Origin of the sequence: Pseudoxanthomonas sp. UC19_8 (assembly GCF_042700505.1) — a bacterium.
GTDB lineage: Bacteria > Pseudomonadota > Gammaproteobacteria > Xanthomonadales > Xanthomonadaceae > Pseudoxanthomonas_A > Pseudoxanthomonas_A winnipegensis.
In genome coordinates this window covers 2,971,792-2,991,719 of the sequence record NZ_CP170559.1, presented here as the reverse complement: position 1 = coordinate 2,991,719, position 19,928 = coordinate 2,971,792, and the positions used below count along the sequence as shown (strand labels likewise).

Here is a 19,928-nt window from a genome sequence, read left to right as displayed (position 1 = left end):
AATCCCGAATCCCGAATCCCGAATCCCTCAAATCTCCAGCCTGGTCTCCCCCACAGAAACACCATCAGGACCAAACCGCCGCTCAGCGATCCAGCCGCGGCCGGCGTGGTCGAGGGCGATCAGGGTGCTGGCGCGGGTGCCGTAGCGTGGGTCGGCGATGAAGGCGGCGGACAGGCGGCGCTCCAGGTCCGGGTCGATGCCGGTGTCGGGTAGCTGGTCGTCCGGGGCGAGGTTGCGGTCGGCCAAGGCGGCCCACAGTGCGGCCGGGTCCTCGGCCGGGCCGTCCAGCCAGCCGGCCAGGGCCGCGCACAGGCGCCGCGTCTTGGGCCAGGGGGCGTCGAAGGGGCCGTTGGACACGCCGTGCACGCCCGGCGGCACGGTGCGTGTCTGCGGACCGGGCCAGTTGCCCACGTAGCGGCAGTCGACCGCGTCGGCCAGCAGCAGGTTGAAGGGGGCGAAGGCCGCGGCGCGGGCGTGCAGGGCGTCGGCCGCCTGCGCCGCGGACGCCGGCCCGGCCAGGAAGTCGGCCACCAGCGCGCCGCGCGACGGGGCACCGGGCGGGGCGGCCAGGCGCGGGTCGCGGACATTGGTCACCACGGCCATCCGCCCCTGCGGCCCCACGCCGGCCCAGCTGCCGCCGGACCGCAGGTCGCGCCCGGCCATCACGCCGGGCCGGTCGGCCCAGGGCGCCAGCGCGGCGGTGGGACGGGCGTGGAATTCGTCGCGGTTGCCGGCCAGGACCAGGCGCCAGCGGGGGTGGGTTTTCCAGGCGATCGCGACCAGGCACATGCGGCCATTGTCGGTCGAGTCTGCGCAGTGCGCGCGCCCGGCCGCTGCCCGGGCTTGGCCGTGACAGCGGTCACTTCACATCCCCTGCACAGCCCTGAATCTCCGTCCAATCTCAAAATTTGAGACGAAACAGCAACTTGTGGATAAGGCTTGAACAAGTCTCTGAAGTTCGTTGCAAGCCATTGATCCGGAAAGTGATTTTCCCGTGTGCGAGTTGTTGACAACCCTTTGCCCAGTGCTAAGGTGGGCACGAGCGGGAAATCCGGGGTTTCTGTGGTTTTTCGTGGTTCAATGATCGCCGCAGTGCTGAAGTCGAGGTAGAGGGGACGTGTTCCAGGGCGAAACCGCCATCACAGTGGACGACAAGGGCAGGTTGGCGGTCCCCACCGCTTACCGTGACCAGGTCGCGCGCGCGTGCGGCAACCGCCTGGTGCTGACCTACAACCCCTTCGAGGCCGGCTGCCTGTGGCTGTACGACGCCACGGCCTGGGAGCGCGTGCGCGACGAGGTGATGGCCATGCCCAACACCAAGCGCACCGTGCGCACCCTGCAGCAGAAGCTGGTGGGCTCGGCCGCGTTCCTGGAGCTGGATGGCAACGGCCGGGTGACCGTGCCGCCGAGCCATCGTGCCGCGGTCGGCATCGAGAAGAAGGCCGTGCTGTTGGGCATGGGCGACAAGTTCGAACTATGGAGCGAGCAGGCGCACCGCGCGCAGATCCAGCAGACGTTGTCTGACGAGGATCTGGGCGAGGAGCTGCTCGAGCTCAGGCTGTGACGGCAGGTGCCCGGATGCGCCCCGACGCGCAGCCCGGCCACCTTCCGGTGATGTTCGCCCAGTGCATGGACGGGCTGCAGGTGAAGGTGGACGGAACGTATCTGGACGGCACGCTCGGCCGCGGCGGCCATGCGCGCGGCGTGCTGCAACGACTCGGCCCGGGAGGCCGACTGCTGCTGATGGACAAGGATCCCGACGCGATCGCCCATGCGCACGCCGTGTTCGACGGCGATGCACGCGTGTCGGTGTATCGCGGCAGCTTCGCCGAGCTGGCGCAGTGGGACGCCACGGCCGAAGGGCTGGACGGCGTGCTGCTGGACCTGGGCGTGTCCTCGCCGCAGCTGGACGTGGCCGAGCGCGGCTTCTCCTTCGGCAAGGACGGCCCGCTGGACATGCGCATGGATCCGGACGCGGGCGAGAGCGCCGCGCAGTGGCTGGCGCGCGCCGAAGAATCCGAGATCGCCGACGTGCTGTGGCAGTACGGCGAGGAGCGCATGAGCCGGCGCATCGCCCGCGCCATCGTCGCGCGCCGCGGCGAGACTCCGCTGACCCGCACCGCGCAGCTGGCCGAGCTGATCGCCAGCGTGATGCCGCGCGGCAAGGACAAGATTCATCCGGCCACGCGCAGCTTCCAGGCCATCCGCATCCACATCAACCGCGAGCTGGCCGATCTGGAGCTGGGCCTGGACGCGGCGCTGTCGCGGCTGAAGGTCGGCGGCCGGCTGGCGGTGATCAGCTTCCATTCGCTGGAAGACCGCATCGTCAAGCGCTTCATCGCCGGCCACGCCAAGGCGCCGGCCGGCAACCGCCGCCTGCCGGTGGCGCAGGACTTCACGCCCACGCTGAAGATCATCCAGGACGCGGCCCGCGCCGACGCCGAGGAAACCGCCGCCAACCCGCGCGCCCGCAGCGCGGTGCTGCGCGTGGCCGAGAAGCTGGGGCGGGCCGCATGACCCGCCTGCTGCTCATCGTCGTAATCGTGGCCAACATCGCCACCGCCATCGCGGTGGTGTACGCACGTCACCAGCACCGCGTGCTGTTCGTCCAGCTCAACCAGCTGGACAAGGCGCGCGATGAGCTGAACATCGAATTCGGCCGGCTGCAGCTGGAGCAGGCCACCGTGGGCGAGAGCAATCGCGTCGAGCGCATCGCGCGCGAGCGTCTGGGCATGAAGTCGCCCGAATCGGCCGATGTCGTGGTGATCCGCCCATGAGCCTGCGCGATGCCATCGAGCGGGTGATCAAGCGCAACGGCGAGCGCAAGGGCGCGCTGCCGCGCAACCGCAACCGCGCGCGCTACGACCTGCGCAACCGCCTGCTGCTGGTCGGCGGCGCGCTGGTGCTGTGTTCGGTCAGCCTGGTCGGCCGCGCCGCCTATGTGCAGCTGATCAACAGCGACTTCTATCAGAAGGAAGGCGACGCGCGGTTCACCCGCGAGCTGGCCATCCCGACCTCGCGCGGCATGATCACCGACCGCAACGGCGAGCCGCTGGCCGTGTCCTCGCCGGTGGAGTCGGTGTGGTGCGATCCGCGCGAGCTGCTCAAGTCGCCCGACCGCCTGCCCGAGCTGGCCCAGGCGCTGGGCGAGCCGCTGGAGAGCCTGACCCGCCGCGTCAGCCAGAAGGCGGACAAGGAGTTCATGTATCTCAAGCGCCGCATCAATCCCGACGCGGCCAAGGCGATCCTGGCCCACGGCGTGCCCGGCGTGTATTCGCAGCGCGAGTACAAGCGTTTCTACCCGCAGGGCGAGGTGATGGCCCACATCCTTGGCTTCACCAACATCGACGACCGCGGCCAGGAAGGCCTGGAGCTGGCCTTCGACGACTGGCTGCGCGGCAAGCCGGGCCTGAAGAAGGTCATCCGCGACCAGGCCGGCCACATCGTGGAGAACATCGACCTGGTGCGCCCGGCGCAGCCGGGCAACGACCTGACCCTGAGCGTGGACCGCCGCATCCAGTACATCGCCGCGCGCGAACTGCGCCGCGCGATCGACGACAACCAGGCCGCAGGCGGCTCGGTGGTGATCCTGGACGTGGCCACCGGCGAGGTGCTGGCCATGGCCAACCTGCCCACGTTCAACCCCAATGCGCAGGACCTGGGCAAGCCGGACGTGCACCGCAACCGCGCGGTCACCGACCTGGTCGAGCCGGGCTCGACGATGAAGCCCATCACCATCTCCACCGCGCTGGCGGCGGGCGTGGTCACGCCGAGCACGCTGATCGACACCAACCCGGGCTACATGGCGCTCAAGGGCGGCTTCACCATCCGCGACGTGCCGCGCAACAACGGCGTGCTGACCGTGGGCGGGGTGATCACGCACAGCTCCAACATCGGCGCGGCCAAGATCGCCGACAAGATCCAGGACCAGACCTTCTACAACACGGTCAAGGCCTTCGGTTACGGCAGCGCGCCGCATAGCGGATTCCCGGGTGAGGCCTCGGGTCTGTTCCCTTCGCCCGCGCGCTGGAGCGGCACGTCCAAGACCACGATGTCCTACGGCTACGGCCTGGCAGTGTCGCCGCTGCAGATCGCCCGCGCCTACGCGACCATCGGCAACGGCGGCGTGCTGGTCACCCCGACCTTCATCAAGGGCATGCGCAGCGAGAACAGCGTGCAGGTCGTGCCCCGCGAAGTGACCAAGCAGGTCATCGCCATGATGGAGACCGTGGTCACCCAGGGCGGCGCCAAGGATGCGGCCGTGCCGGGCTATCACGTGGCGGGCAAGACCGGTACCGCGCGCATCGCCTCGGGCGGCAGCTACGCCTCGGGTCACTACACCGCGCTGTTCGCCGGGCTGGTGCCGGCGACCAATCCGCGCTTCGTCATGGTCACCGTCATCCGCGACCCGCAGGCCGGCAAGTACTACGGCGGCCTGGTGTCCGCGCCGGTGTTCCACAACGTAATGGAAGACGCGCTGCGCCTGATGGACGTGCCGCCGGACGACATCGACAGCTGGCTGGCCGCGCAGGCCAAGGATGAGGCCAAGCGCGCCGCGCAGGCGCCCAAGCGTCCGCCGACCGTCGCCGCGCTGCCCAAGCCGTTGCCCGCGCCACTGCCCGCGCCGATCCAGGCCAAGGCCGAGCCGGCGCTGCCCAGGAGCCTGGAATGAGCCGCGCCATGGCCCTGTCCACGCTGCTGCCCGACGTGCCCGCCGTCCCGGCGGGCCTGATCGTGCACGGGCTGACCCAGGACAGCCGCAGCGTGCGGCCGGGCGATGCCTTCGTGGCCATCGGTCCGGTCGACAACAGCCCCTCGACCTGGCACGGGCTGGGCTTCGTCGAGCAGGCGCGCGCGGCGGGCGCGGCGGCGATCCTGTTCGAACCGCCGGCGCCCGACACGCTGCCGGCCCCGGCCGATGCGATCGCCGTGCCCGGCCTGCGTCATCGGCTGGGCACGATGGCCGACACCTTCTACGGCCATCCCTCGCGGCAGATGACCGTGGTCGGGGTGACCGGCACCAACGGCAAGACCTCGTTCGTGCAGCTGCTCGGCCAGGCCTGGCATCTGCTCGGCGTGACCGGCGGCAGCATCGGCACGCTCGGCGCCGGCCTGTACGGGCAGGTGCAGCCGACCGGCTTCACCACGCCGCTGGTGCTGCAGACCCATGCGCTGCTGGCGCAGCTGCACGAGGCCGGCGCGCAGGCGGTGGCGATGGAAGTCAGCTCGCACGCGCTGGTGCAGACCCGCGTGGACGCGGTCGCCTTCGACGTGGCGGTGTTCACCAACCTCACCCGCGATCATCTGGACTACCACGGCACGATGGAAGGCTATGGCGCGGCCAAGGCGCGGCTGTTCCAGCGCGCCGGCCTGCGGGCCGCGGTGGTCAATCTGGACGATGCCTTCGGCGCGAGCCTGCCGGGCAAGCTGGCCGACGGAGTGCAGCTGGTCGGCGTCAGCGCGCTCGGCGCGGCGCAGGCCGCGGTGCAGGCGCGCGATGTCGTGCTGGATGCGTCGGGCATCGGCTTCTCGCTGGCGCTCGGCGATGCCGTGCATCCGGTGCGCTCGCCGCTGCTGGGGCGCTTCAACGTGGACAACCTGCTGGCCGTGGCCGGCGTGCTGCACGCCACCGGCATCGCGCCGCCGCGCATCGCCCAGGTGTTGGGCCAGCTGCGGCCGATCCACGGCCGCATGAACCGCCTCGGCGGCGTCGACGGCCAGCCGCTGGTGGTGATCGATTACGCGCATACCCCGGACGCGCTGCAGCAGGCCTTGACCAGCCTGCGCGGCCACCTCGAGGGGCGCCTGATCTGCGTGTTCGGCTGCGGCGGCGACCGCGATCGCGGCAAGCGCCCGCAGATGGCGCGCATCGCGCAGCAACACGCCGACGCGGTAATCGTCACCGACGACAATCCGCGCAGCGAGGACGGCGATGCCATCGTCGCCGACATCGTGGCCGGATTCGACGCCAAGGGCGCGCGCTTCGAGGTGCAGCGCGACCGCGCGCGCGCCATCGCCCACGCGGTGAGCCAGGCGCAGGCCGGCGACATCGTGCTGATCGCCGGCAAGGGGCATGAGCCCTATCAGGAAGTCCACGGCGTCAGGCATGCCTTCGACGACACCGTGCAGGCGCGGGCGGCCCTCGAGGCGCGCGCGACCCTGGACCGGGACCTGGAGGCGCGGCGATGAACCGCCTGCCCCTGTCGCTGATCGCGCACCTGGCCGGCGGCGAGCTGCATGGCGAAGACGTCACCGTGGCGGCGGTGTCCAACGACACCCGCGCGCTGCGCCCGGGCAGCCTGTACGTGGCCCTGCGCGGCGAGCGCTTCGATGGCCACGACTTCATCGCCCAGGCCGCCGCGCAGGGCGCCGGCGCGCTGCTGGTCGACCGCCTCGTGGACAGCGCGCTGCCGCAGGTGGTGGTGGCCGACACCCAGCGCGCGCTGGCGCGGCTGGCCGCCGGCCTGCAGCGCGATCGCGCGGGCAAGGTGGTGGCCATCACCGGCAGCAACGGCAAGACCAGCGTCAAGGCGCTGGTGCTGGCCATCCTCGAGCGTGCCGGCCAGACCTGGTCGACGCCGGGCAACCGCAACAACGAGATCGGCCTGCCGTTGGCGGTGATCGAGGCGCCCGACGCGGCCGAGTACGCCGTCTACGAGATGGGCGCCGGCAAGCCGGGCGACATCGCCTACCTGACCGACATCGCCCGCCCCGACGTGTCGCTGGTCAACAACATCGCGCCGGCGCATCTGGAGCGCATGGGCAGCCTGCTCGGCGTGGCCCAGACCAAGGGCGCGATCTACAGCGCGCTGCCCGACACGGGCGTGGCGGTGATCAACGCCGACGATGCCTTCGTCGAATACTTCGCCGGCCTGGCCGCGGGCCGGCGCGTGCTGCGCTTCGGCCTGGAAGGCAGCGCCGACATCCGCGCGCGCGACATCGTCACCGACGCGGAAGGCTCGCACTTCACCCTGCTCACCCCGCAAGGCCAGGCGCAGGTGCGTCTTCCGCTGCCGGGCCGCCACAACGTGCGCAACGCGCTGGCCGCCACCGGCCTGGCGCTGGGCTGCGGCGTGGCGCTGGCCACCATCGTCGAAGGCCTGCAGGCCGCGCGCCCGGTCGCCGGCCGCCAGGTCTCGCACACGCTGCCCTCCGGCGCGGTGCTCATCGACGACAGCTACAACGCCAACCCCGGTTCGCTGGCCGCCGCGATCGACACGTTGGCCGCCACCACCCGGCACGGCTGGCTGGTGCTGGGCGACATGCGCGAGCTGGGCCCCGAAGGCGCGGCGCTGCACGCCGCCTCCGGCGCCCAGGCCAGGCAGGCCGGCATCGCCCGCTTGTACGCGCTGGGCGAACTGAGCGCCCACGCGGCCGCGGCCTTCGGCGACGGCGCGCGCGTGTTCGACAGCCACGCCGCGCTGGCCCAGGCGCTGGCCACGGAGCTGGACGCGTCCGCATCCGGTTCCGCTTCGCCGACCTCGCGTCCCGTGATCCTGGTCAAGGGGTCCCGCGGCAGCGCGATGGACCGCATCGTCACCGCGCTGCTTCCCGCCGCGCCCGCGCAATCCACGGGAGGCACCGCGCATGCTGCTTGAACTGGCCCGCTGGCTGAGGCAACTGGACTCGGTCTTCGCGATCTTCAACTACCTGACCCTGCGCGCGATCCTGGCGGCGCTGACCGCGCTGTTCCTGTCGCTGTGGATGGGCCCGGCGGTGATCCGCCGGCTGGCGCAGTTCAAGGGCGGCCAGCCGATCCGCAGCGACGGCCCGCAGACGCATTTCTCCAAGGCCGGCACGCCGACCATGGGCGGCGCGCTGATCCTGATGACCGTGGCGCTGGCCACGCTGCTGTGGGGCGACCTGCGCAACCGCTACGTGTGGCTGGTGCTGGCGGTGATGGTGGCCTTCGGCGCGATCGGCTGGTACGACGACTGGATCAAGATCGTGCGCCGCGATCCCAACGGCCTGAAGTCGCGCTGGAAGTACCTGCTGCAGTCGATCTTCGGCCTGGCCGCGGGCATCTTCCTGTGGCACACCGCGGATGTGGCGGCGGCGACCACGTTCTACATCCCGCTGTTCAAGGCCGTGGCGCTGCCGCTGGCCGGGGTGGGCTTCGTCACCATCGCCTACTTCTGGATCGTGGGCTTCTCCAACGCGGTCAACCTCACCGACGGCCTGGACGGGCTGGCGATCATGCCGACCGTGCTGGTGGCCTGCGCGCTGGCGGTGTTCGCCTACGCCTCGGGCAACGTGGTGTTCTCCAACTACTTGCAGATCCCGCAGGTCCCGGGCGCGGGCGAGCTGGTGATCATCTGCGCGGCCATCGCCGGCGCGGGCCTGGGCTTTCTGTGGTTCAACACCTATCCGGCGATGGTGTTCATGGGCGACATCGGCGCGCTGGCGCTCGGTGCGGTGCTCGGCACCATCGCGGTGATCGTGCGTCAGGAACTGGTGCTGGTGGTGATGGGCGGCATCTTCGTCGTCGAGACGCTCTCGGTGATGATCCAGGTGGCCAGCTTCAAGCTCACCGGCAAGCGCGTGTTCCGCATGGCGCCCATCCATCACCACTTCGAACTCAAGGGCTGGCCAGAACCGCGCGTCATCGTCCGGTTCTGGATCATTTCGGTGATCCTGGTCCTTGTCGGTCTGGCCACGTTGAAGGTGCGCTGATGAACGACTTCCGCAAGCAGGCCATGCGCCTGGAATCGATCGGTGGGCAGTACGACTTCTGGCTGGTGGCCGCCGCCGGGGCGCTGGCGGCGATCGGCGTGGTGATGGTGGCCTCGGCCTCGATCGCCATGGCCTCCACGCCGTACTACTACCTGAGCCGCCACGTGGTGTTCCTGGCGCTGGGCGTGGGCCTGGCGATCACCGCCATGCGCATGGAGCTCAAGTCCATCGAGAAGTACAACCAGCTGCTGCTGCTGGGCTGCTTCGCGTTGCTGGTGGTGGTGTTCGTGCCGGGGCTGGGCAGCACGGTCAACGGCGCGCGGCGCTGGATCAACCTGGGTTTTACCCGCTTCCAGACCGTCGAGGCGGTCAAGGTGCTCTACATCGTCTGGCTGGCCAGCTACCTGGTGCGCTTCCGCGACGAGGTCAATGCGACCTGGGGCGCGCTGATCAAGGCCATCGGCGTGGTGCTGGTGCTGATCGCGCTGCTGCTGCTGCAGCCGGACTTCGGCTCGTCCACGCTGCTGCTGGGCATCACCGCCGGCATGCTGATCCTGGGCGGCGCCAACCTTCCGCGCATGACCATGCCGGTGCTGGCGCTGCTGCCGGCGCTGGTGGCGCTGGTGGTGTTCGAGCCCTACCGCATGCGCCGCGTCACCTCCTTCCTGGATCCGTGGAAGGACCAGCTGGGTTCGGGCTATCAGCTGTCCAACGCGCTGATGGCCATCGGCCGCGGCGAATGGACCGGCGTGGGCCTGGGCAGCTCGGTGCAGAAGCTCAACTACCTGCCCGAGGCGCATACCGACTTCATCTTCTCGGTGATCGGCGAGGAACTCGGCTTCCTCGGCGTGTGCGCCATCATCGGCCTGTATGCGCTGCTGGTGGGCCGCGCGCTGTATGTCGGCCACCGCTGCATCGGCCGCAACCGTCACTTCGCCGGCTACATCGCCTTCGGCATCGCGCTGTGGATCGGCATGCAGGCCTTCGTCTCGATCGGCGTCAACCTGGGCCTGCTGCCGACCAAGGGCCTGACCCTGCCGCTGATCTCCTCCGGCGGCTCGTCGGTGCTGATGACCTGCGCGGCGATGGGCCTGCTGCTGCGCGTGTCCTACGAGCTCAGCCGGGCCGAGAAGCACATCGCGCTGACCCGCGGCATCGAGTCGCGCGATCAGCGCGACGAGGGCTCTTCCCCGCAGGTTGCTCCAGTCACCACGCGCGCGCGCGCCGGCGAGCCTGCCCCGCAGCCGGCACCGGCCAGGGCCGCCGTGCGCGGCAACGCGCGCCCGCAGCGCATCGAACCCACTTTCGAGCGTATCGGGTGATGGCAGGCAACGCGCCCGTGATGATCCTGGCCGGCGGCACCGGCGGCCACATCTTCCCCGCGCTGGCCGTGGCCAAGGTGCTGCGCGCGCGCGGGGTGCCGGTGACCTGGCTGGGCGCCGACGGGCAGATGGAAACGCGCCTGGTGCCGCAGCACGACATCGCGCTGGACACCATCGCGGTCAAGGGCCTGCGCGGCAAGGGCGCGGCCGCGCTGCTCGGCGCGCCGCTGCGCATCGCCGCGGCGGTCATGGCCGCCGCCGGCGTGCTGCGCCGGCGTGCGCCGCGCGCGGTGATCAGCTTCGGCGGCTATGCGGCCGGCCCGGGTGGCGTGGCCGCCCGGCTGCAGGGCCGGCCGCTGCTGGTGCACGAGCAAAACCGCGCGCCGGGCATGACCAACAAGCTGCTGTCCCGTGTCGCGCGTCGCGTGCTGACCGGTTTCCCGGGCAGCTTCGCCACGCGCGAGGAAGCCGTCGGCAACCCGGTGCGCGAGGAGATCGCCGCCATCGCCCCGCCGCGCGAGCGCCTGGCCGGCCGCGAAGGCCCGCTGCGCCTGCTAGTGCTGGGCGGCAGCCAGGGCGCGCGCGCGCTCAACACCGCCGTGCCGCAGGCGCTGGCCGCGCTGAAGCTGGACGCGCAGGTGCGCCACCAGTGCGGCGAGAAGCTGCGCGCCGAGGCCGACGCGGCCTACGCCCAGGCCGGCGTGCCCGCCAGCGTGGAGAGCTTCATCGCCGACATGGCGCAGGCCTATGCCTGGGCCGACCTGGTGGTGTGCCGCGCCGGCGCCTCGACCCTGGCCGAGCTGTGCGCCGCCGGCATCGGCAGCGTGCTGGTGCCCTTCGCCGCGGCGGTGGACGACCACCAGACCCGCAACGCGCAGTACCTGGTCGAACACGGCGCCGCGGTGCTGCTCAAGCAGGACGACAGCTTGAACGTGCACCTGCAGCGCGTGCTGGCCGTGCTCTCGGCCGACCCGCAGCGCCGGCTGGACATGGCCATCGCCGCGCGCGGGCTGGCCCGCATCGATGCGGCCGAACGCATCGCAGACATCATTCTGGAGGAAGCCGCATGATTTCCGCGGCGCGTGAACGCCGGCTGCAGAACACCGGCAACCTGGCGCAGGCCTTTCGCCGTGTGCATTTCGTCGGCATCGGCGGCTCGGGCATGAGCGGCATCGCCGAGGTGCTGTGCACGCTGGGCTACGAGGTCTCCGGCTCGGACGCGTCGGAGAGCGCGGCCACCCGGCGCCTGGCCTCGCTCGGCGCGCGCGTGATGCGCGGCCACAACGCCTCCAACGTGCTGGGCACCGACTGCGTGGTCGTCTCCAGCGCGATCAAGGCCGACAACCCCGAGCTGATGGAGGCGCGCAGCCAGCGCATCCCGATCGTGCCGCGCGCGATGATGCTGGCCGAGCTGATGCGCTTCCGCCGCGGCATCGCCGTGGCCGGCACGCACGGCAAGACCACCACCACCTCGCTGACCGCCGCGGTGCTCAGCGAGGGCGGCCTGGACCCGACCTATGTCATCGGCGGCCAGCTGCTCTCGGCCGGCGCCAACGCCAAGCTCGGCGACGGCCAGTGGCTGGTGGCCGAGGCCGACGAGAGCGACGGCAGCTTCCTGCGCCTGAATCCGCTGATCGCGGTCATCACCAACATCGATGCCGATCACCTGGAGAACTACGGCAACGACTTCGCTCGCGTGCAGGCGGCCTTCGCCGAGTTCCTGCAGCGCCTGCCGTTCTATGGCCTGGCCGTGTTGTGCATCGACGATCCGGAAGTGGCCGCGCTGGCCGCCGAGACGCCGCGCCACGTGATGACCTACGGCCTGTCCGACGGCGCCGACATCCGCGCCGAGAACGTGGTGCAGGAGGCCGGGCGCATGCGCTTCACCCTGTGCCTGCCCGAGGACGTGTCGGTCGGCGTGACCCTCGCGCTGCCGGGCAAGCACAACGTGCTCAATGCGCTGGCCGCCGCCGCGGTGGGCTGGCAGCTGGGCGTGCAGCCGGGCACGATCGCGCGCGCCCTGGCCAACTTCTCCGGCATCGGCCGGCGCTTCAACGACCTGGGCGCCATCGACACCGGGCGCGGTGCGACCGTGCAGCTGATCGACGACTACGGCCACCATCCCAAGGAGCTGGCCGCGGTGTTCGCCGCCGCGCGCGGCGGCTGGCCGGACAAACGCCTGGTGGTGGCCTTCCAGCCGCATCGCTACAGCCGCACGCGCGATCAGTTCGACGCCTTCGCTGCGGTGCTGAGCGAGGTCGACGCGCTGGTGCTGAGCGAGGTCTATCCGGCCGGCGAGGCGCCGATCGCCGGAGCCGACGCCAAGTCGCTGGCGCGCGCCATCCGCGCGCGCGGCCGCAACGAGCCGGTCGTGGTCAGCAGCGTGGCCGACCTGTCCACCGTGCTGCCCGACGTGCTGGCCGACGGCGACCTGCTGCTGATGATGGGTGCCGGCGACATCGGCGCGGTCGCCCAGCAGATCGCCGCGCAGGGCTTCGCCCCGGGAGGCCAGGCATGAGCGCGCTGTCGCTTCCGTCCTCGCGCATCGCCGATGCGGCCGCGTTCGGCCGCGTCGCCGTGCTGATGGGCGGCACCTCCAGCGAGCGCGAGGTGTCGCTGAACTCCGGCGCCAACGTGCTCGAGGCGCTGACCGCGCGCGGCGTGGACGCCTTCGCGGTCGATGGCATCCCCGCGCTGGCCACGCTGCTGGCGCAGGGCGGCTGCGATCGCGTGTTCAACGTGCTGCACGGTCACAACGGTGGCGGTGAGGACGGCGTGGTCCAGGGCCTGATGACGGCCTTCGGCGTGCCTTATACCGGCTCGAACGTGCTCGGCTCGGCGCTGAGCATGGACAAGGTGCGCACCAAGCAGGTCTGGCTGTCGCTGGGTCTGCCGACCCCGCGCTACGTGCGCCTGGCGGCGACGGCCGATGCGGCCGCCGATGCGCACGATCGTGCGAATGCCGCTGAAGGCGGGATGCCGAAAGCGGCCGTGCACGCCGCGGCCGCCGAGCTGGGCCTGCCGGTGATCGTCAAGCCGGCCAACGAAGGCTCCAGCGTCGGCGTCACCCGCGTGTTCGAGGACGCGCAGCTGGACGAGGCGGTGGCGCTGGCCGCGCGCTACGACGGCGAGCTGCTGATGGAACAGCTGGTGGTCGGCGACGAGCTGACCGTCGGCATTCTCGGCCAGACCGCGCTGCCCTCGATCCGCATCGTGCCCAAGGGCGCCTGGTACGACTACAACGCCAAGTACATCGCCGAGGACACCCAGTACCTGTGCCCCGGCCTGGAGGGAGAGGCCGAGGAAGAGATCCGGCGCATCGCGCTGGCCGCCTTCAACGCCGCCGGCTGCGGCGGCTGGGGTCGCGTGGACGTGATGCGCGACGCCGCCAGCGGCGCGTTCTTCCTGCTCGAGGTCAACACCGCGCCGGGCATGACCAGCCACTCGCTGGTGCCCAAGGCCGCGCGCCAGGCCGGGCTGGGGTTCGAGGATCTGTGCTGGCGCATCCTGGAGCAGACGGTATGAAGCCGGGATTCGGGATTCGGGATTGGGGATGGGTCGACAGCGGCGCCGCATGCGTCGCCGCGGCCGTTTCCCATCCCCAATCCCGAATCCCCAAGCCCGCGCACGGAGCACGCCCATGAGCAATGCCCTGCGCGTGCTGACCTGGATCCTGGCGCTGGCGCTGGTCGCCCTGCCGGTCGTGGCCGTGTTCAACGGCTGGATCGGCGCCGAACGCTGGCCGCTGAAGCGGCTGCGCGTCGGCGGCGAGCTGCACCGCGTCGATCCGGCGCAGCTGCGCGCGGTGGTGCTGCCGTATGCGGCGCGTGGCTACTTCGCCGTACAGCTGAGCGATGCGCAGCGCGCGGTCGAACGCCTGCCGTGGGTCGAGCGCGCGCAGGTGCGCAAGCGCTGGCCCGACGTGCTGGAAGTGACCGTGATCGAGCACAAGCCCTTCGCCCGCTGGGGCAGCGACAAGCTGCTGTCGGTGGACGGCGCGCTGTTCCCGCTGCCCAAGAACGTCGACGCCAGCGCGCTGCCGCAGCTCGGCGGTCCGGAGAGCCAGGTGGCCGAGGTGGTGGCCCTGTACAACGAATCGACCCAGCTGTTCGCGCCGCTGGGGCTGAAGGTGGACGCGCTGGCGATGGATGCGCGCGGCAGCTGGTCGCTGACCCTGGGCAACGGCCTGAACGTGGTGATCGGCCGCGCCGACGCCCGTCCGCGCCTGCAGCGCTTCGTGCGCCTGCTGCCGCGCCTGCTCGGCGATCCGCGCCAACTGGCCAGTGTGGACCTTCGTTACACCAACGGCTTCGCCCTGACCTGGGGCAACGCCAGGCCGGCCGCCAACGATGGCGCCGCCACGACTCCTCCTCCCGTCAGCGCACCGGCCCCGATGGCCGCGCTGACCGCACACGCATCGCAGCAGGCATTCCACGCATGAACCGCAAGGGCGACAAATCCCTGATCGTCGGACTGGACATCGGCACCTCCAAGGTGACCGCGCTGGTCGGCGAATATTCCCCGGCAACCCGATCGAGGTGATCGGCATCGGCAGCCATGAGTCGCGTGGACTCAAGCGCGGCGTGGTGGTCGATATCGAATCGACCGTGCAGTCGATCCAGCGCGCGGTGGAGGAGGCCGAGCTGATGGCCGGCTGCGAGATCCGCAGCGTCTACGCCTCGATCTCCGGCGCCCACGTGCAGTGCAAGAACTCGCCCGGCATCGTGCCGATCCGCGACGGCGAGGTGACCTGGGCCGACCTGGACCGCGTGCTCGACGCCGCCAAGGCCGTGGCCATCCCGGCCGACCAGAAGATCCTTCATGCCATCCCGCGCGAGTACAAGCTGGACAACTCACAGGAAGGCATCCGCAACCCGGTCGGCATGACCGGCGTGCGTCTGGAAGTGGACGCGCACCTGGTGGTCTGCGCGCAGTCGGCCGCGGCCAACATCTCCAAGTGCGTGCAGCGCTGCGGCCTGCAGATCGACGATCTGATCCTGTCCTCGCTGGGCTCCTCGGTGGCGGTGCTGACCGCCGACGAGCGCGAGCTGGGCGTGGTCCTGGTCGACATGGGTGCCGGCACCACCGACCTGGCGGTGTTCGTGCACGGCGCGATCTGCCACACCGCCTCGCTGCCGATCGCCGGCGACCACGTCACCAACGACATCGCGCACATGCTGCGCACGCCCACCCCGGAGGCCGAACAGATCAAGGTGCGCTACGCCTGCGCCCTGGCCCAGCTGGCCACCGCCGAGGAATCGATCCAGGTGCCGTCGGTGGGCGATCGCCCGCCGCGGCGCATGCCGCGCCATTCGCTGGCGCAGGCCGTGCAGGGTCGCTACGAGGAGATCTTCGAGATGGTCCAGGCCGAGCTGCGCCGCTCCGGCTTCGAGGAACTGGTGCGCGCCGGCATGGTGCTCACCGGCGGCGCCTCGAAGATGGAAGGCGTGGTCGAGCTGGCCGAGGAGATGCTGCAGATGCCGGTGCGCATCGGCATCCCGCAGCACGTCACCGGCCTGGGCGAGGTGGTCGGCAACCCGGTCCACGCCACCGGCGTGGGCCTGCTGCTGATGGGCAGCCAGATCGAGCATCCGCGCCGGCCGTCGCTGCCCACGGGCAAGGCCGGCAGCTTGTTCAAGAAACTGCAGAACTGGTACCGCGGCGAATTCTGATCCGACGCGGCAAGAGGCACGACGCCGACGCGAGGGCGCGCCGGCGTGAGGCGAGGGCAGGGACAACGGGATTTGAGCGTCACCCAGCTGTATTCAAAAGACATACCCACACAAAGATGAGGACAACGGACATGGCACATTTCGAACTGGTTGAAACGATGGCTCCCAACGCGGTGATCAAGGTCATCGGCGTGGGCGGCGGCGGCGGCAACGCCGTGGCGCACATGGTGGCCAGCAGCGTGGACGGCGTGGAGTTCATCACCGCCAACACCGACTCGCAGGCGATCAAGAACTGCGGCGCCAAGCAGCAGCTGCAGCTCGGCGGCAACGTCACCAAGGGCCTGGGCGCGGGCGCCAACCCGGAAGTCGGCCGCCAGGCCGCGCTGGAAGACCGCGACCGCATCATCGAGGCGCTGACCGGCGCGGACATGGTGTTCATCACCGCCGGCATGGGCGGCGGCACCGGCACCGGCGCCGCGCCGGTCGTGGCGCAGCTGGCCAAGGAGATGGGCATCCTGACGGTGGCCGTGGTCACCAAGCCGTTCCCCTTCGAAGGCCGTCGCCGCATGCAGGTCGCGCTGAAGGGCATCGAGGAGCTGTCCACCCACTGCGACTCGCTGATCACCATCCCCAACGAGAAGCTGATCACCGTGCTGGGCCGCAACGCCACGATGATCCAGGCCTTCCGCGCAGCCAACGACGTGCTGCTGGGCGCCGTGCAGGGCATCGCCGATCTGATCGTGCGTCCGGGCCTGATCAACGTCGACTTCGCCGACGTGCGCACCGTGATGAGCGAGATGGGCCTGGCCATGATGGGCACCGGCGCCGCCCGCGGCGACGACCGTGCCCAGGCCGCCGCCGAGGCCGCGATCCAGAACCCGCTGCTGGACGACGTCAACCTGTCCGGCGCCAACGGCATCCTGGTCAACATCACCGCCGGCCCGGACTTCACCATGGCCGAGTTCGACGAGGTCGGCCGCACCGTGGAAGGCTTCGCCTCGGAGGACGCCACCGTGGTGGTGGGCACCGTGCTCGACCCGAACATGCAGGACGAAGTCCGCGTGACCGTGGTCGCCACCGGCCTGAACCGCGCCGTCGCCCGCCAGCCGGTGCGTGGCACCGACCTGGGCGGTGGCTACCAGCCGCGCGAGACGGTGCGTGCGCCGATCAAGCTGGTGCGCGATGCCACCACCGGCCTGCCGGTCGACGCCGTGCCGCTGCCCAACACCACCGCCACCGGCAAGATCGACCCGGTGATGGGCGCCACCCAGGGCCTGGGCCTGCGTCGCAACGCCGGCACCGAGCCCAGCGTCGGCGGCCCCGCCGGCGCGGCCGAACTGCCGGACAACTACCTGGACATCCCGGCGTTTCTGCGCCGCCAGGCCGACTGATCCACCGCTTCACCCGGTCACGCGCGCGAACCGGCAGCCTGCTGCCGGCCGCGCGCCGACACCGGCGCAGTACACACCGTGACGTGTCCAAGTGATTTCCCGCCGGGCCGGCGTGCCCGGTCCGGCGGGCTTTTCACCGCCAGGACGCGCGCCGCGCCCGTGGGGCAGGTGCGCGTGCCGTGACACGCTTCCATTCAGGTTCAGACCCGGGTGGTATCATCACGAATTGTTGACATTTCGCGTGCGAGCTCCCCGATGATCCCCCAGCGCACTCTCAAGAACGTGATCCGCGCCACCGGCGTGGGCCTGCACAGCGGCAACAAGGTCTTCATGACCCTGCGCCCGGCGGCCCCGAACACCGGCGTGGTGTTCCGTCGCGTCGATCTTGATCCGGTCGTGGAGATCCCCGGCGATGCCTCGCTGGTTACCGAGACCACGCTGTGCACGGGCCTGAGCTGCGGTCCGGCCAAGGTCCAGACCGTCGAACACCTGATGTCGGCCCTGGCCGGCCTGGGGATCGACAACATCTATGTCGAACTGTCCGCGGCCGAACTGCCGATCATGGACGGTTCGGCCAGCCCGTTCGTGTTCCTGCTGCAGTCCGCCGGCATCGTCGAGCAGAACGTGCCCAAACGCTTCATCCGCGTGACCAAGCCGGTGGAAGTGCGCGACGGCGACAAGATCGCGCGGTTCGAGCCCTACGACGGCTTCAAGCTCGGCTTCACGGTCAAGTTCGACCACCCGATGATCCCGGCCTCGCAGTCGCGCGCCGAGGTGGACTTTTCCACCGGCGGCTACATCCGCGAGGTCGCGCGTGCGCGCACCTTCGGCTTCATGCGCGATCTGGAGTACATGCGCGAGCGCAACCTGGGCCTGGGCGGCTCGATGGACAACGCGATCGTGCTGGACGAGTTCCGCGTGCTCAACGACGACGGCCTGCGCTACGCCGACGAGTTCGTGCGCCACAAGATCCTGGACGCCATCGGCGACCTCTACCTGGCCGGCCACGCGATCCTGGGCAAGTACGAGGGCTACAAGTCCGGTCACGCGCTCAACAACACCCTGGTGCGCTCGCTGATCGCCCAGACCGACGCCTGGGAAGAGGTGTCCTTCGGCCCGGAGGCCACCGAGCCGCCGCCGCCGATCCACTACGCGGCCATCCCCGCGCTGGCGCACTGAACGCCTGTCCGCGCCGAGGCGCGCGGGTCGAGCGCGTCGACGAAACGTGAATCCGATCGCCTGAACAGGTGTGGTTTAACCGTTTTATAACTTTGAGCTAACGACTGCCCCAGCCTGGGTCGGTACGATGCCTGCCGGCCTTCCACCCGGTCTTAACGTTTGGACCTGGGGCGCGGCCCTGCTGTTCCACCCGCGCCTGGCGCGGGAGACGCCTCCAGCATCTCCATCGCCTCGCGCAGGGCGGCACGCGCGACCGGGGAGCCCGTGCCGGAGCGCTGGCCGGCTGTCTCGGCCTGGAAGAGGGGTTGCAGCGAAGTCCGGGCGATCACGGAGTTGATCCCAAGACCGAGGGAGCGGGCGACTTCGACCAGGTGTGCGGAGGCCAGGCGGAGCTTGGCGTTCCAGACCGGCGAATCCACCACGAAGACCAGACGGTCCCCCGTCACATTGGCCAGGCGGCAGTGCGCGGCCAGCGCCGGGGGCAGACAGGGGCGCAGTTGCTGTTCCAGCGCGTCGAGCCGGATGGCATGACGCAGCGGATCGGCCGCCGCCGACGCCAGCGCGGCCTCCAGGGCCGGCACCGGCGCCGCCGGCCGACGCGACTGGGACTTGGCTTGAGACATCGATATTCCATGAGCTTCAACAACGTTCTTCACAATACGCGCTCCTGGGCACGCCATCACCTGGCCCTGCGGGCCGTGCAGGCGCGCCGCTTCAGCCACGCCCGCCCGCTGGCCAGTGCCGGCATCCTGCTCGCCGCCGGCCTGCTGGCCGGCCTGGCCACGCGCAGCGCCTTCGGCCTGGCGCAGGTGTCCTACCTGCAGGCCAAGACCGCCAGGCAGCAGGCCGAGCTCGAGCAGGTCAAGCGCGGCGCGCAGCAGGAGATCAACGCCATGTCCGCGCGCCTGGGCGAGCTGCAGGCCCAGGCCAACCGCCTCAACGCGCTGGGCGAGCGGCTGACCCAGATGGGCAAGCTGGACGACGGCGAGTTCGACTTCAACGAGCCGGTCGGCGTGGGCGGCCCGGAAGGCGCGGTCAGCGACATGCCGCCGCGCGAGCTGGCGCAGGGCCTGGACGCGCTGGGGGCCAAGTTCGACGCCTCCGGCCAGCAGCTCTCGGTGCTCGAGTCGCTGCTGTTCAACCGCCAGCTGGACCGCAACGCCACGCCCTCGCGCATGCCGCTGGCCAATACCTACATCACCTCCGGCTTCGGCGGCCGCGCCGATCCGTTCGGCGGCGGCGGCGAGCGGCACAAGGGCATCGACTTCAAGGCCAACGTCGGCGATCCGGTCATGGCCGTGGCCGACGGCGTGGTCAGCTTCGCCGGGGTCAAGAGCGGCTACGGCAACGTGGTCGACATCGATCACGGCAATGGCTATGTGACCCGCTACGCGCACAACTCGCGCGTGGTGGTGAAGCCGGGCGACCTGGTGCGCGCCGGTCAGGAAGTGGCCAAGGCCGGGTCCACCGGGCGTTCGACCGGCGCCCACGTGCATTTCGAGGTCTGGCAGGACGGCCAGGTGGTGAACCCGAGCAAGTTCCTGGGCCAGGGCCCCACCCCGGTGGGCGTGCGCGGCCGCGGCTGAGGCGCGTCCGTGGGGCGCCTTGATTCGATCAGCGGCGCCCCAAGCTACAATGTCGTGTTCTCGTGACGGGGCGCCTTGCGCCCGCGTTGCGTTTTTCGGCATCCG

Annotated in this window: 16 protein-coding genes and 2 pseudogenes; 16 read left to right on the top strand and 2 right to left on the bottom strand. The window is 70.6% G+C overall.

Features of this window, described 5'->3' with window-relative positions:
• Positions 1–27: 27 nt before the first annotated feature.
• Positions 28–789 (bottom strand): NRDE family protein, encoded by a 762-nt coding sequence (locus ACFJIT_RS13210; RefSeq protein WP_379653846.1) that lies wholly within the window; start codon positions 787–789, stop codon positions 28–30.
• Positions 790–1,117: 328 nt separating this feature from the next.
• On the opposite strand from ACFJIT_RS13210, the gene mraZ reads away from it, so the two are divergent.
• The 15 genes and pseudogenes from mraZ (at position 1,118) to lpxC (ending at position 18,237) form a co-directional block, all read left to right on the top strand.
• The gene (mraZ, locus tag ACFJIT_RS13205) at positions 1,118–1,564 is read left to right on the top strand and encodes a division/cell wall cluster transcriptional repressor MraZ (RefSeq protein WP_130515456.1); all 447 of its coding nucleotides are present in this window, start codon (positions 1,118–1,120) and stop codon (positions 1,562–1,564) included.
• 14 nt (positions 1,565–1,578) lie between these two features.
• Entirely contained in the window at positions 1,579–2,517 is a 939-nt protein-coding gene (gene rsmH / locus ACFJIT_RS13200; RefSeq protein ID WP_379653845.1) for a 16S rRNA (cytosine(1402)-N(4))-methyltransferase RsmH, read from the top strand.
• Positions 2,514–2,777 carry a cell division protein FtsL gene (ftsL, locus tag ACFJIT_RS13195; protein WP_130515460.1) on the top strand — a complete coding sequence of 88 codons (264 nt, stop codon included), beginning with the start codon at positions 2,514–2,516 and terminating at the stop codon, positions 2,775–2,777. The genes rsmH and ftsL overlap by 4 nt, the downstream gene beginning before the upstream one ends.
• Positions 2,774–4,672, top strand: a complete 1,899-nt coding sequence (locus ACFJIT_RS13190; RefSeq protein WP_130530744.1) for a penicillin-binding protein 2 — start codon at positions 2,774–2,776, stop codon at positions 4,670–4,672. Before ftsL ends, ACFJIT_RS13190 begins: the two co-directional genes overlap by 4 nt.
• Entirely contained in the window at positions 4,669–6,189 is a 1,521-nt protein-coding gene (locus ACFJIT_RS13185) for a UDP-N-acetylmuramoyl-L-alanyl-D-glutamate--2,6-diaminopimelate ligase (protein WP_379653844.1), read from the top strand. Before ACFJIT_RS13190 ends, ACFJIT_RS13185 begins: the two co-directional genes overlap by 4 nt.
• The gene (gene murF / locus ACFJIT_RS13180) at positions 6,186–7,598 is read left to right on the top strand and encodes a UDP-N-acetylmuramoyl-tripeptide--D-alanyl-D-alanine ligase (RefSeq protein ID WP_379653843.1); all 1,413 of its coding nucleotides are present in this window, start codon (positions 6,186–6,188) and stop codon (positions 7,596–7,598) included. Before ACFJIT_RS13185 ends, murF begins: the two co-directional genes overlap by 4 nt.
• Positions 7,588–8,673, top strand: coding sequence for a phospho-N-acetylmuramoyl-pentapeptide-transferase (gene mraY, locus ACFJIT_RS13175; protein ID WP_130515468.1), 1,086 nt, complete (start codon positions 7,588–7,590; stop codon positions 8,671–8,673). Before murF ends, mraY begins: the two co-directional genes overlap by 11 nt.
• On the top strand, positions 8,673–9,995 hold the full coding sequence (ftsW, locus tag ACFJIT_RS13170) for a putative lipid II flippase FtsW (RefSeq protein WP_379653842.1): 1,323 nt from the start codon (positions 8,673–8,675) through the stop codon (positions 9,993–9,995). Before mraY ends, ftsW begins: the two co-directional genes overlap by 1 nt.
• A pseudogene (murG, locus tag ACFJIT_RS13165) lies at positions 9,995–11,059 on the top strand (undecaprenyldiphospho-muramoylpentapeptide beta-N-acetylglucosaminyltransferase); the annotation flags it as partial. The gene ftsW and the pseudogene murG, both read left to right, overlap by 1 nt.
• A gap of 2 nt (positions 11,060–11,061) precedes the next feature.
• Positions 11,062–12,513: a UDP-N-acetylmuramate--L-alanine ligase gene (gene murC, locus ACFJIT_RS13160; protein ID WP_379653841.1), complete on the top strand. Its 1,452-nt coding sequence runs from the start codon at positions 11,062–11,064 to the stop codon at positions 12,511–12,513.
• A complete protein-coding gene (locus tag ACFJIT_RS13155) occupies positions 12,510–13,520 on the top strand; it encodes a D-alanine--D-alanine ligase (RefSeq protein ID WP_379653840.1) in 1,011 nt (336 codons plus the stop codon). Before murC ends, ACFJIT_RS13155 begins: the two co-directional genes overlap by 4 nt.
• 115 nt (positions 13,521–13,635) lie before the next feature.
• Entirely contained in the window at positions 13,636–14,436 is an 801-nt protein-coding gene (locus ACFJIT_RS13150; RefSeq protein ID WP_130515477.1) for a cell division protein FtsQ/DivIB, read from the top strand.
• Positions 14,433–15,667 (top strand): annotated as a pseudogene (gene ftsA, locus ACFJIT_RS13145) (cell division protein FtsA). Before ACFJIT_RS13150 ends, ftsA begins: the two are co-directional and overlap by 4 nt.
• A 131-nt stretch (positions 15,668–15,798) precedes the next feature.
• Positions 15,799–17,058: a cell division protein FtsZ gene (gene ftsZ, locus ACFJIT_RS13140; protein ID WP_130515481.1), complete on the top strand. Its 1,260-nt coding sequence runs from the start codon at positions 15,799–15,801 to the stop codon at positions 17,056–17,058.
• Positions 17,059–17,313: 255 nt separating this feature from the next.
• A complete protein-coding gene (gene lpxC, locus ACFJIT_RS13135; protein WP_130515483.1) occupies positions 17,314–18,237 on the top strand; it encodes a UDP-3-O-acyl-N-acetylglucosamine deacetylase in 924 nt (307 codons plus the stop codon).
• Positions 18,238–18,389: 152 nt separating this feature from the next.
• Here the strand turns inward: lpxC and ACFJIT_RS13130 are convergent, their stop codons facing one another.
• Positions 18,390–18,860: a DUF721 domain-containing protein gene (locus ACFJIT_RS13130; protein ID WP_131660922.1), complete on the bottom strand. Its 471-nt coding sequence runs from the start codon at positions 18,858–18,860 to the stop codon at positions 18,390–18,392.
• 9 nt (positions 18,861–18,869) lie between these two features.
• Here ACFJIT_RS13130 and ACFJIT_RS13125 point away from each other — a divergent pair, with 9 nt between their 5' ends.
• The gene (locus ACFJIT_RS13125) at positions 18,870–19,823 is read left to right on the top strand and encodes a M23 family metallopeptidase (RefSeq protein ID WP_130515487.1); all 954 of its coding nucleotides are present in this window, start codon (positions 18,870–18,872) and stop codon (positions 19,821–19,823) included.
• Positions 19,824–19,928 lie beyond the last annotated feature (105 nt).

What these genes read in the sequence shown, in the direction of transcription:
- murF (WP_379653843.1), top strand. Translation starts at nt 6,186, where the DNA reads ATGAACCGCCTGCCCCTGTCGCTGATCGCGCACCTGGCCGGCGGCGAG.
- ACFJIT_RS13210 (WP_379653846.1), bottom strand. Translation starts at nt 789, where the DNA reads ATGTGCCTGGTCGCGATCGCCTGGAAAACCCACCCCCGCTGGCGCCTG.
- murC (WP_379653841.1), top strand. Translation starts at nt 11,062, where the DNA reads ATGATTTCCGCGGCGCGTGAACGCCGGCTGCAGAACACCGGCAACCTG.
- mraY (WP_130515468.1), top strand. Translation starts at nt 7,588, where the DNA reads ATGCTGCTTGAACTGGCCCGCTGGCTGAGGCAACTGGACTCGGTCTTC.
- ftsZ (WP_130515481.1), top strand. Translation starts at nt 15,799, where the DNA reads ATGGCACATTTCGAACTGGTTGAAACGATGGCTCCCAACGCGGTGATC.
- ACFJIT_RS13125 (WP_130515487.1), top strand. Translation starts at nt 18,870, where the DNA reads ATGAGCTTCAACAACGTTCTTCACAATACGCGCTCCTGGGCACGCCAT.
- ACFJIT_RS13190 (WP_130530744.1), top strand. Translation starts at nt 2,774, where the DNA reads ATGAGCCTGCGCGATGCCATCGAGCGGGTGATCAAGCGCAACGGCGAG.
- ACFJIT_RS13130 (WP_131660922.1), bottom strand. Translation starts at nt 18,860, where the DNA reads ATGTCTCAAGCCAAGTCCCAGTCGCGTCGGCCGGCGGCGCCGGTGCCG.
- ACFJIT_RS13150 (WP_130515477.1), top strand. Translation starts at nt 13,636, where the DNA reads ATGAGCAATGCCCTGCGCGTGCTGACCTGGATCCTGGCGCTGGCGCTG.
- ACFJIT_RS13155 (WP_379653840.1), top strand. Translation starts at nt 12,510, where the DNA reads ATGAGCGCGCTGTCGCTTCCGTCCTCGCGCATCGCCGATGCGGCCGCG.
- ftsL (WP_130515460.1), top strand. Translation starts at nt 2,514, where the DNA reads ATGACCCGCCTGCTGCTCATCGTCGTAATCGTGGCCAACATCGCCACC.
- lpxC (WP_130515483.1), top strand. Translation starts at nt 17,314, where the DNA reads ATGATCCCCCAGCGCACTCTCAAGAACGTGATCCGCGCCACCGGCGTG.
- ACFJIT_RS13185 (WP_379653844.1), top strand. Translation starts at nt 4,669, where the DNA reads ATGAGCCGCGCCATGGCCCTGTCCACGCTGCTGCCCGACGTGCCCGCC.
- rsmH (WP_379653845.1), top strand. Translation starts at nt 1,579, where the DNA reads ATGCGCCCCGACGCGCAGCCCGGCCACCTTCCGGTGATGTTCGCCCAG.
- ftsW (WP_379653842.1), top strand. Translation starts at nt 8,673, where the DNA reads ATGAACGACTTCCGCAAGCAGGCCATGCGCCTGGAATCGATCGGTGGG.